The sequence below is a fragment of the Pseudoalteromonas sp. K222D genome (assembly GCF_017653575.1).
In the GTDB taxonomy this organism is placed as follows: Bacteria; Pseudomonadota; Gammaproteobacteria; order Enterobacterales; family Alteromonadaceae; genus Pseudoalteromonas; species Pseudoalteromonas nigrifaciens.
Genome location: NZ_JAGGDL010000004.1, coordinates 78,104 through 91,004 on the forward strand (window position 1 = coordinate 78,104; position 12,901 = coordinate 91,004).

Consider the following 12,901-nt stretch of genomic DNA (forward strand, 5'->3'; position numbering starts at 1 on the left):
TTACTCACTACCTTGGTTGAATAAAAACTGCCCAATTAACTCTTCTAGCACTAAGGCAGACTTAGTGTCGGTAATAGATCCGCCGTCACCTAGCGCTTTACTTTCTACGCCAAATAAATCATCAATTGCTTGATCTTGTTCGTTATGTACCACAGTTAAACCTAAACAACGCTGCTCTGCAGATTCTGGTGCGATAACAGGGTTAATCCCTAAGTACTGCTCACCTAAAATGCCTGAGGTTAAAATAGAGATTGAGCTAGTATCTGAAAAACGACATAAATACTGTGCATCAATGGTCATATTAACAACTGGTAAAAATTCTTGCGGATGAACATAAATAGATTCTACCCGGCCAATAACCACACCGCCCACTTTAATGGGTGCACGGGGTTTTAATGATCCTATGTTTTCAAATTTAGCATTAAGTGTGTATGTGTCACCTGAGCCACTAATACCAGTGTTGGCCACTTTAAGCGCAAGCATAGCAAATGCTAAAATGCCTAATGCGACAAAAAAACCAACTAAAATCTCTAATTTCCGTGAATTCATTATCTATACCCTACTAGTTGGTAAACATTACCGCTGTCAAAAGAAAGTCAAACCCTAACACTGCTAAAGATGAGTGCACCACGGTTTCTGTGGTTGCTTTACTGATCCCCTCAGAAGTTGGTACACAATCATATCCTTTATAAAGGGCGATCCAGGTCACTACAATAGCAAATACAACGCTTTTAATTATGCCATTGAGTATGTCTTGCTGAAACGAAACTTGTGATTGCATAATTGACCAAAAGCTTCCGGTATCAACGCCTAGCCAATCAACGCCGACTAAATGGGCACCAATAATAGCCACTGCCGAAAATATTAATGCTAACAACGGCATACTTATTAAACCAGCCCAAAAACGCGGTGCAATTATACGTTTCAATGGATCAATGGCCATCATTTCGAGTGATGACAATTGCTCGGTTGCTTTCATTAAGCCAATTTCAGCGGTGAGCGCACTGCCCGCCCGCCCAGCAAATAGCAATGCAGTAACCACAGGGCCTAGCTCTCTAAGTAAACTCAGTGCAACTAAAGGACCTAAGCTATCTTCAGCACCATAACCAACCAGCACTGTATAGCCTTGCAGCGCTAATACCATGCCAATAAACAACCCCGACACCACAATAATGAGCAACGATTGTGAGCCCACCATATAAAGCTGGCGAATGAGTAAGGGGGTGCCTTTTTTAAAATTAGGTATGTGCACAAGTGCACCAAATAACATATTCGCTGAGCGCCCCAGCGCTGCAAAACGACCTAGTGTTTTATGCCCTATTTTTTGCAGAAAATTCAACATCATTTATTCTCTCCAAGCAACTCATCTGCATATGTTTGTGCCGGGAAATGAAATGGCACAGGACCATCCGATAAGCCTTTTAAAAACTGCTGTACCAAAGGAGATTCATGTTGACGCATTTGTTCTGGCGATCCACAACCAATAACACCTTGATCGGCAATTATTATAACGTGATCGGCAATGCTCATGACTTCGTTAACATCATGGGTCACAATTAAAGACGATAAACCAAGCACTTCATTGAGTGACTTTATAAGCTTTACCAGTACTCCCATAGAAATAGGGTCTTGGCCTGCAAATGGCTCATCATACATAATTAATTCAGGGTCAAGTGCTATAGAGCGGGCTAAAGCTGCACGGCGAGCCATACCACCTGACAACTCCGACGGCATTAAATCCTTAGCGCCTCGTAAACCTACAGCTTGTAACTTCATTAATACCACTAAGCGAATAAGGTCTTCACTTAGCTTAGTGTGCTCTCGAATCGGAAAAGCAATATTATCGAATACCGACATGTCAGTAAATAATGCACCACTTTGAAACAGCATACTCATTTTGGTACGTGCTTCATATAGTACTTTACGTGACATTTTTGGAATGCTATTGCCTTCAAATAAAATATCACCCGAGTCAGGCTTTAGCTGACCGCCAATTAAACGTAGCATGGTAGTTTTACCAATGCCGCTTGGCCCCATAATGGCAGTGATTTTACCTTTAGGAACACTAAAACTCATATTTTTATATATGATTCTATCGCCCCTTGAAAAGCAAACATCCTTGACTTCTACTATTGATTGCGACAAGTCGCTCTCCATAACAATATTCACTCGTATTCCTATTTTAAGGCTTTTTCGACCAAGATGGAAAAAACAATTCGTAAGATTTTGTAATGTGATTGCCAAAACAGCTATAAGGCTCGCTCAAACCACCTTAACCTTGGCTTAAACCTTTGCATAGCATACCCTAAATATTTATAAAATAAGTGATTAACCGCCATCTTCGCCACTGTTTTATTTATACTTTCAGATTGGCTTTTGTTACTATTCGCGCAATATATATTTTCAATAACTGGTTCAATACAATGGTTACCTCATTTATTATTTTAATTTTTGGTCTTGTTGGTTTAGTTTGGAGCGCAGACAAGTTTGTTTACGGCGCCGCGGCACTGGCGAAAAACTTTGGCGTGCCTACTTTAATTGTCGGGTTAACCGTTGTTGCAATGGGTTCATCTGCACCTGAAATGATGGTTTCGGCTTCTGCCGCTTTAGCAGGCAAAACCGATACAGCCATAGGCAATGTCGTTGGCTCAAACATAACCAATATTTTATTAGTACTGGGTATTACCGCTTTATTGCGCCCGCTGTCTGTTTCATCAAGTACCCTAAAACGTGAAATACCTCTGGTATTAATTATTTCGTTAGCTACTTGGTATATTTTTTCAGATAACTATTTTTCATATCCAGAATCAATTGCCTTACTTATTGGTTTTATTGTATTTATTTTTGGACTTATTATTATTTCCCTAAGAGCTAAAAATAATAATGATCCATTTGTAAACGAAGCCTGCGATGAAGTACCCGACAACGTTCCCACTAAAAAGGCTGTTTTTTGGCTAATTGTAGGCTTGATATTACTTCCTGTTAGTTCTCATTTTTTAGTTGGCTCAGCTGTCGATATTGCAAAATTCTTTGGCTTAAGTGACTTAGTAATTGGCTTAACTATTATTGCTATTGGCACCAGTTTACCAGAACTAGCAGCGTCTGTTGCAGGTGTACTTAAAAATGAAGATGACCTAGCGCTGGGTAATATTGTGGGCTCAAATATTTTTAATATTTTAGCCGTGTTACCACTTGCCGGTATTATCAACCCATCGGTAATCGACCCTTCTATTGCTAATCGTGATGTACTGATTATGATTGCAGCAACCTTGGCACTTATTGTTATGTCATTGAACTTTAGAGGCGCTCAGCGTATCAATAGAGTAGAAGGTGGTTTACTGCTAAGCGCATTTTTGATTTACCAAGGTTACATTTTTAGTCAAATAGGGTAAGAGTTGTCTATGACCAAGCTAAGTTTTATCGAGCAAGGACTACGCGTTCTTGATATCGAGCGCCAAGCACTTTTTGATATAAAACAATATGTAGATGATAATTTTCATCAGGCATGTCAGCTTATGTATGACTGCAGCGGCCGTATTATAATTATTGGTATGGGTAAGTCGGGGCATATTGGCCATAAAATTGCGGCAACTTTAGCAAGTACTGGCAGCCCTGCATTTTTTGTGCACCCTGGCGAAGCCAGCCACGGCGACTTGGGCATGATCACTAAAAACGATGTCGTTATGCTTATTTCTAACTCTGGCGAAACCAGTGAAGTACTTAATATTATTCCAGTGTTAAAACGCCTTGGTGCAAAAATTATTTCCATGACAGGAAATACGCAATCAACCATGGCAACACTTGCTAACGTGCATGTATGCATTAAAGTAGAAAAAGAAGCCTGCTCATTAGGCTTAGCACCAACAGCAAGTACCACTGCCACACTCGCAATGGGCGATGCAATGGCAGTAGCACTGTTAGAAGCGCGCGGGTTTACTGCCGATGATTTTGCACTGTCACATCCCGGTGGCAGTTTAGGGAAGCGATTACTGCTCACCTTAAAAGATGTTATGCACTGCGGTGTAAATACGCCTATTATAACTACTTCGCAAACCATTAAAGATGCGCTGATTGAAATGACAGCTAAAGGCTTAGGTATGACCGCCATAGTTGACGATAATCAGCAACTTGCCGGGTTATTTACCGATGGTGACTTACGTCGTATTTTAGAGCAACGCGTTGATATTCATACCACACTAATAGATGCAGTAATGACTAAATCGTGTACCACGGCAACCCAAGATATGCTTGCTGCGCAAGCGCTTAATATTATGGAACATAAACGTATTAATGGCTTAATTATTATTAATGAGCATAATCAGCCTATTGGTGCACTCAATATGCAAGACCTACTTAAAGCGGGAGTATTATAAATGCAATTTGAAGAGCTCTATCAAGCGCTAAGTGATGACGCTAAAGCGCGCGCAAAAAAAGTAAAGCTACTTATATGCGATATTGATGGCGTATTTTCTGATGGCCGAATTTACCTAGGCAACCAAGGTGAAGAGCTAAAAGCATTTAATACAAAAGATGGCTTTGGTATTAAAGCACTTATTAACAGCGGCTTTGAAGTAGCGGTTATTACCGGCAGGCACTCGCAAATAGTACAACAACGCATGACCAGCTTAACCGTACAGCATATTTATCAAGGTCAAGAAAACAAGCTTATTGCCTACCAAGAGCTTAAAAACAAGCTTAATTTAAGCGATGAGCAAATTGCTTATATTGGTGATGACGGCCCAGATATGCCTGTTATGGAGTTAGTTGGCTTTGCAGTCGCAGTAAACGATGCGCACCCACTAATTAAACGCTTAGCACATTACACTACGCAAATGCCGGGTGGTTTTGGTGCAGTAAGAGAGCTGACCGACTTACTTATGCTTGAAAACAATAAACCATTAACCAGCCAAGGCACTAGTTCATGAATATAGCGCGCATAGTCTTAAGCGTTTTATTCATCAGCTGTATGGTTTGGCTTTGGTACCCTTATTTTACTCAGATAAATACGGTTGTTAAAGCCGACGCAGAAGTGATAGCTAAACCCGATTACACCGCCATTGAGCTAAAACAAACAGCTTTTGACGAAAACGGTGAAATTAGCCATAAAGTAACTGCGGTTAAAACGGAGCTTTACGAGCAGCTAGGATTTACCTTATTCGAAAAACCTACTTTTATATTGTACGACGACAGACAAAAAACGTGGCGTATAAATGCTGATGAAGCAACACTTTACGATGAAAGACAATTAATTTTAGAGGGTAATGTAACTGCCCAAAACTTAATTGATGGTGCAATGATAGACAAAATCACCGCCGACAATATTCAAGTAGATATAAAGCTACTCACTATGCACAGCGAACAACCCGTTATTATAACTGGACCGAATTTAAAGATCACCGGTAAAGGCCTTGAAGCCAATTTAACAACCGAGGTGATAAAACTAATTAACCATACGCGAACACTATATTATGACCAATAACCTTGCAAAAATACTTATTATTCCATCGCTTATACTTGCATTTAATAGTAATGCGGCAGAGCAAAGTACTTCCCCACTAGCTAATCAAATTTCTATTAGTGCTGACCGACAAGAAGGTCAACTAAAAGAAAATGTTGGTATTTTTGAAAAAAACGTAGAGATTATCCACGGTAATCGTCGTATCACCGCCGATCGTTTAGAAGTACATAAGCGCGACGAACTTGGCGATAATAAACAACTATTAATTGCCACAGGCAGCCCTGCATATTTTGAAGAAAAGCAAGCAGATGGCACTGTCATGAGCGCCAGCGCTAACGAAGTACGTTACGATGTAGCGAAACGTTTTTTAACCCTAGTAGGAGATGCAAACATTTCTCAAGCTGGGCAAAAAATTACGGCTAAAAGTATCACCTACGATATAGAGCAACAGCTTATAAGTGCTGAAAAAGATGAAAACTCAACTGATCGGGTGCACACTATTTTAGTGCCTATAGACGTAAAAAAAGAACAAAAACTCAATAAAGGTCAGCCATGAGTACATTAAAAGCAGAGCTATTAGCAAAAAGCTATAAAGGCCGTGAAGTTGTTAAAAATGTAGGCCTTGAAGTAAAAGCAGGGAGCATTGTTGGTTTACTTGGTCCAAATGGTGCTGGTAAAACCACAACCTTTTACATGATTGTAGGCTTAGTTCCTAGTGACAAAGGCAAAATATTAATTGATGATAACGATATTACCCTACTTCCTATGCACAGCCGTGCTCGTTTAGGTATTGGTTATTTACCACAAGAATCGTCTATTTTTAGAAAGCTCACTGTGTATCAAAATTTAATGGCTATTTTAGAAACGCGTAAGCAACTAAACAAACAAGCCAGAGAAGAAACCCTAAATAGCTTGCTGGACGAATTTAGCCTGCAACATATTCGCGACAGCTTAGGCATGGCGTTATCTGGTGGTGAACGCCGCCGCGTAGAAATAGCACGTGCTTTAGCTGCAGATCCTAAATTTATATTACTTGATGAGCCCTTTGCTGGCGTGGATCCTATTTCAGTACTCGATATTAAAAAAATTATAGAACACCTTAAAAACCGTGGTATTGGCGTGCTAATTACCGACCACAATGTAAGGGAAACCCTTGATGTTTGCGAAAAAGCCTACATTGTTTCTCATGGTGAGCTAATTGCATCTGGTACTCCTGAATTTGTATTAAACGATAAAACAGTACGTGATGTTTATTTAGGCGAGCAGTTCAAACTGTAATATTTATGTTATTACTATAAGCATCTGCTAAGATTAATCATATCAATTTATAAGGATTGTTAGAGATAAATGAGGCAATCATTACAGCTGCGCATGGGCCAGCAACTTACAATGACTCCGCAACTGCAACAGGCTATTCGCTTATTGCAGCTTAGTACCTTGGATCTCCAGCAAGAAATACAAGAAGCACTTGATAGCAACCCGCTACTAGAAGTTGATGAGCAAGATTACACGGAAGAATCAGCTGGTAAAAACGAGCAAAAAGCAGATGATATTACTGTTAGTGCCTCTGCCGATGACACCCCGAGCGAGTATGAGCAAGATAGCGGTGAAGCACTAAACAAAGACACCATAAGCGACGATATGGCCATGGATGTATCATGGGATGAATATATGAGCGCAGCGCCTGCCTCTTCATCGGGGCCAATGCCTGAAGATGAATCTATTTATCAAGGTGCATCAGCCGAAACTCTGCATGAGTACTTAATGTGGCAATTACAGCTCACTCCTTTTAGTCCTATAGACGAAGCTATTGCCATAGCTATTGTTGAAGCCGTAGATGACTCTGGTATTTTAACTATCAGTTGCGAAGACCTTTTAGCAAGCTTTAATCAAGAAAGTGATGACGAACACGAAGTAGAACTAGATGAAATAGAAGCAGTGCTAAAGCGCATTCAATTATTTGATCCTGTTGGTATTGCAGCTCGCAGCTTACAAGAATGCTTATGTATTCAATTAAACCAATTTGATAAAGACACCCCTTATATTAACGAAACAAAAATGGTGTTAACTGATCATATCGATTTACTCGCTGCTCGCGACTATCGTACGTTAATGAAAAAAACTAAGCTCAAAGAAGAAGAGCTTAAAGAAATAATGACACTTATTCATACGCTTAATCCTAAGCCTGCGGATACTATTGTCAGAGAAGAATCTGAATACGTTATACCTGACGTATCTGTTAAAAAAATAAAAGGCCGCTGGGTGGTAGAGCTAAACCCAGATAGCATGCCAAAAATACGTGTTAACAGCCAATATGCTGCTATGTCTCGTACGGTAAAGTCCAGTGGTGACAGCCAATTTATTCGCTCGCACTTACAAGAAGCTAAATGGTTTATTAAAAGCCTAGAAAGTAGAAACGAAACACTCCTAAAAGTAACTAATTGTATTGTTAAGCAACAACAAGCGTTTTTTGAACATGGCCCAGAAGCCATGAAACCTATGGTTTTAAACGATGTTGCCGAAATAGTTGAAATGCACGAGTCGACTATTTCACGGGTCACTACACAAAAATTCATGCACACTCCACGTGGCATTTTTGAGCTTAAGTACTTTTTTTCAAGCCATGTAAGCACCGAAAATGGTGGCGAATGTTCATCAACTGCTATACGTGCCTTGATTAAAAAGTTGATAGCTGCAGAAAACTTAGCCAAACCATTGAGTGATAGCAAGATTGCAGATATATTGGCTGAGCAAGGAATTAAAGTAGCTAGACGGACAATTGCAAAATATCGCGAATCTCTGGCTATTCCCCCGTCGAATCAACGTAAAAGCTTGATTTAAGACGTACAACAAAGAGGAAAATGCTGATGCAACTAAACTTAACTGGTCGTCATGTAGACATTACAGACTCATTAAGAGACTATGTAAATAATAAATTTGCAAAGCTGCAAAGACACTCAGATCACATAACTAATGTGCATGTTATTCTCGATGTAGAAAAATTAAGTCAAAAAGCTGAAGCAACAATTTTTGTAAGTGGCGCTGAGCTATTTGCATCGACCGAACACCAAGATATGTACGCTGCCATTGACTCGTTGATTGACAAACTCGATCGTCAAGTAATTAAACACAAAGAGAAGTTTGCTCGACACTAACACTATGAAATTAAGCTCACTTATATGCCAGGACTGCAGCAAAGCTGTGGTCCTTTTTAATAGTAAAAAAAGAATTTTAGAATTCATCAGTGAACTCGCGCATAAAAAAATGCCGTATTTACCCCAGCAAGATATTCTCACTGCTTTATTGGCAAGAGAAAAGCTAGGCAGTACCGGTATTGGCCGAGGAATAGCAATTCCACATGGCCGTATGAGCGGGGCGCAGGAACCTCTTGCCTTAATTTTAATAAGCGAAACCGCTATTAATTTTGATGCAATTGATAATCGTCCAGTTGATATTTTTGTTGCACTTATAGTGCCCGATGGCGATAACCAGCAGCACTTGAAAACACTAGCCACAATAGCTGATAAACTAAACGATAAAGAGTTTTGTAAGCAATTGCGTGCGGCAAAGTCTGATGAAGCATTATACCAAGTTATTTTGGATCAATCCTAGTTACTAATAAAGGGGTGGTAAATGGAATTAATTATTATAAGTGGCCGATCGGGTTCTGGTAAATCGGTTGCTTTACGTGTTGTAGAAGATTTAGGTTACTATTGTGTAGATAATATTCCGGTAAATTTACTGCCTTCATTAGTGCGCAGTGTCTCTGATAACTACGATAAAATAGCCGTTAGTATAGATGTGCGTAACCTGCCTAAAGATCAGCAGCAATTTAACGATATTCTTGAGTACTTGCCCGACTTTGCTAAACCAACGTTATTTTATTTAGATAGTGACGATCAAACATTAATCCGCCGTTATTCAGAAACGCGTCGTTTGCACCCGCTTTCGATTGATTCGCTACCGCTAGATTTAGCAATACAAAAAGAAAAAGAATTACTCGATGTACTCGTAACGCGGGCTGATCATGTCATTGATACAACCGATTTAAGTGTGCATCAACTTGCTGAATCTATGCGTGAAACCATACTCGGTAAAAAAGACAAACAGCTTATCATTACCTTTGAGTCGTTTGGCTTTAAGCATGGTATTCCCAAAGGTGCTGATTATGTTTTTGATGCGCGTTTTTTACCAAACCCACACTGGGAACCTGAGCTAAAGCCCTTAACTGGGTTAGATCAACCCGTTAAAGATTATTTAGCTAGTCATAGTATTGTGCAAAAGTTCACTTGGCAAATTCAAACCTTTGTACAGACGTGGTTACCACACCTAGAGCGTAATAACCGTAGTTACTTAACGATTGCTATTGGCTGTACCGGTGGTCAGCATCGCTCAGTTTATTTAGCGCAAACAATTGGTGAAAGCTTTGCTATGTCTCACCCTAATGTAAAAATTCGCCATCGCGAGCAAGAAAAATAATTCAATTTAAACAATCATCTGTTCAGCTTAAGTAGAGTATCTTATGCGCTTAGAAAATACGTTTTTAATAAAAAATAAACTTGGTCTGCATGCTAGAGCCGCTACCGTATTAGCACAATTAGCGGTACAATTTGACGCATCTATTACCTTATTTCAGGATGAAAAAGAAGCCGCTGGCGATAGCGTACTGGCTTTAATGCTACTTGAAAGCAGCCAAGGTAAAGAAGTAAAAGTAGTGTGCGAAGGACCCGATGCTGAGCATGCATTACATGCCGTTGGCCAATTAATAGCACAGCGCTTTAACGAACAAGAATAGCAGACACTTTATTTAAACCAAGTTATCGAGCTAAAATATAGGCTTAGTAAAACCTTAAGCTAGTTTGGCTAAAAAAAGTAAGATAAACTGAACGAAGTTAATGATTAACTTCTTCCCTAACGTTATAAAAGTAAATTAAGGACGCCAATGCCCGAAACTTTCGAACAAGACTACCCACTACAACAATTACAACAAGTGACCAAGTCACTCAATAGTGGTCAGTTTGTTCAAGTTAGGCGCATGCTGGCAAAAACAGCTCCTTGTGATACCGCCCTTTTACTAGAATCATCACCGCACAAAGTTCGTCGCCTGCTCTGGCAATTAGTTGATCCAGATGTACAAGGTGATGTTCTTGAAGAACTCTCTGAAGATGTACGTTTAGGCATTATTGCCCAAATGGAACCTAAGCACATTGCTGCTGCCACTGAAGACATGGGCCACGATGACTTAGGTGAAGTACTGCGAAGCCTGCCTGACACGGTTTATAAAGACGTGGTTAGCGCCATGGACATTCAAGATAGAGAACGTGCTACGCAAGCACTCTCCTATCAGGAACGCTCTGCTGGCGCGCTGATGAACACAGATACAGTAACCATTCGCCCTGATGTAACCCTAGATGTGGTACTGCGTTACATTCGTCTGCGCGGCGAACTCCCTGAGGGTACCGACGACCTTTACGTTGTCGATAAGCATAACTGTTTTTTAGGCGCTTTATCGTTAAGTACCTTACTAACCAATTCGCCCGAAAAAATTGTTCACGACCTAATGGATGAAGACTGTGAGTCTATTCCTATTTCGATGGATGAAAGCGAAGTGGCGCAGTTATTTGAACGTCATAACTGGATATCAGCCCCAGTAGTTGACGACAACGCCCAGCTACTTGGCCGTGTTACTATCGATGACATTGTTGATGTAATTCGTGAAGACGCAGAGCATCACTTATTAGGTTTAGCGGGTCTTGATGATGAAGAAGATACCTTTGCACCGGTTTTAAAAAGCTCAAAAAAACGCTCTGTTTGGCTAGGTGTTAACTTATTAACGGCTCTGGCAGCCGCTTTTGTTGCCAGCTTTTTTGAAGGCACTTTAGCAATACTGCCTATTTTAGCCGTGCTTAACGGCATTGTCCCCTCAATGGGTGGGGTGGCCGGTAGCCAGTCATTAACCTTGGTTATTCGTGGTATAGCAGTGGGCCATATTAACCAAACTAACCAACGTTTTGTAATGATAAAAGAGCTAGCCATTGGTGCATTAAACGGTATTTTATGGGCTGTTTTAATTGCCAGTGTTATAGCCCTATGGCAATGGGACTTAATGCTTGGCGCGGTACTGGCGTTTGCAATGTTTATGAACTTAGTTGTTGCGGGTGTGGCGGGTGCGTGTATTCCTATAATACTTAAACGTATGAAAATAGACCCTGCACTTGCTGGCAGTGTAATACTCACTACAGTAACCGATATAGTAGGTATATTTGCCTTTTTAGGCACCGCAACTTGGTTGCTGGTTTAATAAATAAACCAGCGCACATTACTGTGTAAATGCGCGCTGGTTAAAAGTAACTTTTACGCAATATAATTTAACCAGCGTTCAGGTTATCTAGTCTTCTTTATTGATTGTAGAGCCATCGGCTCCTTCTTGCTTTGACGATTGTGTATTTACTTTATTACTTATTATTGCATCGAGGTTTTCGCCACCTTTAACCCCAAAATCTAAACTACGTATTGGGAATGGAATACGAATATCAGCCTCATTTAGTGCTTGCTGTACTGCCACAACACCTTTGTGGCGTACTGTCATAAAGTCTGGCTCACCAGGGTATTTAATCCAAAACCACAATAATAAATTAATACTACTGTCGCCAAAACTCTCTGCGTATACGGCCGTTTCATCTTGGCGTATTACAAACTCAAATTGATTAATTTTATCCACAATAACGTTTGCGGCTTTTTCTATGTCTTCTGTTAATGAAATTCTTACCGGCACTTCTATGCGTCTAATGCCTAGCGTGCTGTAGTTTCGCAATACATTTCTAAATAGTATTTTATTAGGCACTAGTATTTGCTGCCCATAAAAGCTCTCTATTAGTGTATTACGCAGGTTTATTGAATGCACAGAGCCAAACACATCATCAGTTTTTATTACATCACCTGGTTTAAATGGCTTACGAATACCCATAGCAATACCTGCTATTAAGTTTTCGGTCATATCTTGAAATGCAAAACCAATCGCTAAACCAACAATACCGGCACCAGCTAGTAATGACGTTACCGTGCCTTTTAAGCCCATAAAATCCAGTGCTATAAACACTCCTACACTTAATATCAGCACTTTAAATATAGAAGCCATTAAATCAGCTATCTGTTTTGAATCGAGGGAGCGGCGTAATAAATTTTTCATTAAGTTACCGGCAAAGCGAGCCAGCATAGAAAATAGAATGACAATAATAACTGCCACAATAAAATTAGGAATATGGCTTATAACGACATCAAACCACCCTCCGAGCTTTTCTTCGATAAGTTTTTCGGCGTCGCTAATTGAGGGAATACTAAACATGTAACTTGCACCTATTGATTTATAATGTGATTAGAATCAATCTTGAATTCGCATATCAATTGCAAGTATAGCGCCAGTATTAAAAAAGCCATGCTGTG

General features: G+C 40.0%; 16 protein-coding genes. 12 read left to right on the forward strand and 4 right to left on the reverse strand.

The window, feature by feature from the left end:
* From mlaD to J5X91_RS03845, 3 genes are read right to left on the reverse strand one after another with little or no spacing between them, the layout of a single operon-like run.
* Nucleotides 1-549: an outer membrane lipid asymmetry maintenance protein MlaD gene (gene mlaD, locus J5X91_RS03835; RefSeq protein ID WP_011329190.1), complete on the reverse strand. Its 549-nt coding sequence runs from the start codon at nt 547-549 to the stop codon at nt 1-3.
* A gap of 13 nt (nt 550-562) precedes the next feature.
* Nucleotides 563-1,342, reverse strand: a complete 780-nt coding sequence (gene mlaE, locus J5X91_RS03840; RefSeq protein WP_041454775.1) for a lipid asymmetry maintenance ABC transporter permease subunit MlaE — start codon at nt 1,340-1,342, stop codon at nt 563-565.
* The gene (locus tag J5X91_RS03845) at nt 1,342-2,157 is read right to left on the reverse strand and encodes an ATP-binding cassette domain-containing protein (protein WP_208834116.1); all 816 of its coding nucleotides are present in this window, start codon (nt 2,155-2,157) and stop codon (nt 1,342-1,344) included. Before J5X91_RS03845 ends, mlaE begins: the two co-directional genes overlap by 1 nt.
* 266 nt (nt 2,158-2,423) lie before the next feature.
* On the opposite strand from J5X91_RS03845, the gene J5X91_RS03850 reads away from it, so the two are divergent.
* The 12 genes from J5X91_RS03850 to mgtE all read left to right on the forward strand — a co-directional run bounded on the left by J5X91_RS03850 (nt 2,424) and on the right by mgtE (nt 11,759).
* Nucleotides 2,424-3,392 (forward strand): calcium/sodium antiporter, encoded by a 969-nt coding sequence (locus J5X91_RS03850; RefSeq protein ID WP_208834093.1) that lies wholly within the window; start codon nt 2,424-2,426, stop codon nt 3,390-3,392.
* Nucleotides 3,393-3,401: 9 nt separating this feature from the next.
* Complete coding sequence (locus J5X91_RS03855; RefSeq protein WP_208834094.1) at nt 3,402-4,373, forward strand: KpsF/GutQ family sugar-phosphate isomerase; 972 nt, start codon at nt 3,402-3,404, stop codon at nt 4,371-4,373.
* Complete coding sequence (kdsC, locus tag J5X91_RS03860; RefSeq protein ID WP_011329195.1) at nt 4,374-4,925, forward strand: 3-deoxy-manno-octulosonate-8-phosphatase KdsC; 552 nt, start codon at nt 4,374-4,376, stop codon at nt 4,923-4,925.
* Nucleotides 4,922-5,479 carry an LPS export ABC transporter periplasmic protein LptC gene (gene lptC / locus J5X91_RS03865; protein ID WP_208834095.1) on the forward strand — a complete coding sequence of 186 codons (558 nt, stop codon included), beginning with the start codon at nt 4,922-4,924 and terminating at the stop codon, nt 5,477-5,479. Before kdsC ends, lptC begins: the two co-directional genes overlap by 4 nt.
* On the forward strand, nt 5,469-6,014 hold the full coding sequence (lptA, locus tag J5X91_RS03870) for a lipopolysaccharide transport periplasmic protein LptA (protein ID WP_208834096.1): 546 nt from the start codon (nt 5,469-5,471) through the stop codon (nt 6,012-6,014). Before lptC ends, lptA begins: the two co-directional genes overlap by 11 nt.
* The gene (gene lptB / locus J5X91_RS03875; RefSeq protein ID WP_011329198.1) at nt 6,011-6,736 is read left to right on the forward strand and encodes an LPS export ABC transporter ATP-binding protein; all 726 of its coding nucleotides are present in this window, start codon (nt 6,011-6,013) and stop codon (nt 6,734-6,736) included. The genes lptA and lptB overlap by 4 nt, the downstream gene beginning before the upstream one ends.
* Before the next feature lie 69 nt (nt 6,737-6,805).
* The gene (locus J5X91_RS03880) at nt 6,806-8,299 is read left to right on the forward strand and encodes an RNA polymerase factor sigma-54 (protein WP_208834097.1); all 1,494 of its coding nucleotides are present in this window, start codon (nt 6,806-6,808) and stop codon (nt 8,297-8,299) included.
* 26 nt (nt 8,300-8,325) lie between these two features.
* Complete coding sequence (gene hpf / locus J5X91_RS03885) at nt 8,326-8,613, forward strand: ribosome hibernation promoting factor (protein ID WP_011329200.1); 288 nt, start codon at nt 8,326-8,328, stop codon at nt 8,611-8,613.
* A 4-nt stretch (nt 8,614-8,617) separates the two neighbouring features.
* Nucleotides 8,618-9,070 (forward strand): PTS IIA-like nitrogen regulatory protein PtsN, encoded by a 453-nt coding sequence (ptsN, locus tag J5X91_RS03890; RefSeq protein WP_041454569.1) that lies wholly within the window; start codon nt 8,618-8,620, stop codon nt 9,068-9,070.
* A gap of 21 nt (nt 9,071-9,091) precedes the next feature.
* Nucleotides 9,092-9,937, forward strand: a complete 846-nt coding sequence (gene rapZ / locus J5X91_RS03895) for an RNase adapter RapZ (protein ID WP_058374152.1) — start codon at nt 9,092-9,094, stop codon at nt 9,935-9,937.
* 43 nt (nt 9,938-9,980) lie between these two features.
* Nucleotides 9,981-10,253: an HPr family phosphocarrier protein gene (locus J5X91_RS03900; RefSeq protein ID WP_011329203.1), complete on the forward strand. Its 273-nt coding sequence runs from the start codon at nt 9,981-9,983 to the stop codon at nt 10,251-10,253.
* Nucleotides 10,254-10,400: 147 nt separating this feature from the next.
* On the forward strand, nt 10,401-11,759 hold the full coding sequence (mgtE, locus tag J5X91_RS03905) for a magnesium transporter (protein ID WP_011329204.1): 1,359 nt from the start codon (nt 10,401-10,403) through the stop codon (nt 11,757-11,759).
* Nucleotides 11,760-11,846: 87 nt separating this feature from the next.
* Here mgtE and J5X91_RS03910 read toward each other — a convergent pair whose 3' ends face one another.
* Nucleotides 11,847-12,803 (reverse strand): mechanosensitive ion channel family protein, encoded by a 957-nt coding sequence (locus tag J5X91_RS03910; protein ID WP_208834098.1) that lies wholly within the window; start codon nt 12,801-12,803, stop codon nt 11,847-11,849.
* Between the last annotated feature and the right edge of the window lie 98 nt (nt 12,804-12,901).

Coding starts and splice junctions, on each gene's coding strand:
- J5X91_RS03845 (WP_208834116.1), bottom strand. CDS start 2,157: ATGGAGAGCGACTTGTCGCAATCAATAGTAGAAGTCAAGGATGTTTGC.
- lptC (WP_208834095.1), top strand. CDS start 4,922: ATGAATATAGCGCGCATAGTCTTAAGCGTTTTATTCATCAGCTGTATG.
- J5X91_RS03900 (WP_011329203.1), top strand. CDS start 9,981: ATGCGCTTAGAAAATACGTTTTTAATAAAAAATAAACTTGGTCTGCAT.
- J5X91_RS03855 (WP_208834094.1), top strand. CDS start 3,402: ATGACCAAGCTAAGTTTTATCGAGCAAGGACTACGCGTTCTTGATATC.
- hpf (WP_011329200.1), top strand. CDS start 8,326: ATGCAACTAAACTTAACTGGTCGTCATGTAGACATTACAGACTCATTA.
- lptB (WP_011329198.1), top strand. CDS start 6,011: ATGAGTACATTAAAAGCAGAGCTATTAGCAAAAAGCTATAAAGGCCGT.
- J5X91_RS03880 (WP_208834097.1), top strand. CDS start 6,806: ATGAGGCAATCATTACAGCTGCGCATGGGCCAGCAACTTACAATGACT.
- kdsC (WP_011329195.1), top strand. CDS start 4,374: ATGCAATTTGAAGAGCTCTATCAAGCGCTAAGTGATGACGCTAAAGCG.
- rapZ (WP_058374152.1), top strand. CDS start 9,092: ATGGAATTAATTATTATAAGTGGCCGATCGGGTTCTGGTAAATCGGTT.
- mlaD (WP_011329190.1), bottom strand. CDS start 549: ATGAATTCACGGAAATTAGAGATTTTAGTTGGTTTTTTTGTCGCATTA.
- J5X91_RS03910 (WP_208834098.1), bottom strand. CDS start 12,803: ATGTTTAGTATTCCCTCAATTAGCGACGCCGAAAAACTTATCGAAGAA.
- ptsN (WP_041454569.1), top strand. CDS start 8,618: ATGAAATTAAGCTCACTTATATGCCAGGACTGCAGCAAAGCTGTGGTC.
- mgtE (WP_011329204.1), top strand. CDS start 10,401: ATGCCCGAAACTTTCGAACAAGACTACCCACTACAACAATTACAACAA.
- mlaE (WP_041454775.1), bottom strand. CDS start 1,342: ATGTTGAATTTTCTGCAAAAAATAGGGCATAAAACACTAGGTCGTTTT.
- J5X91_RS03850 (WP_208834093.1), top strand. CDS start 2,424: ATGGTTACCTCATTTATTATTTTAATTTTTGGTCTTGTTGGTTTAGTT.
- lptA (WP_208834096.1), top strand. CDS start 5,469: ATGACCAATAACCTTGCAAAAATACTTATTATTCCATCGCTTATACTT.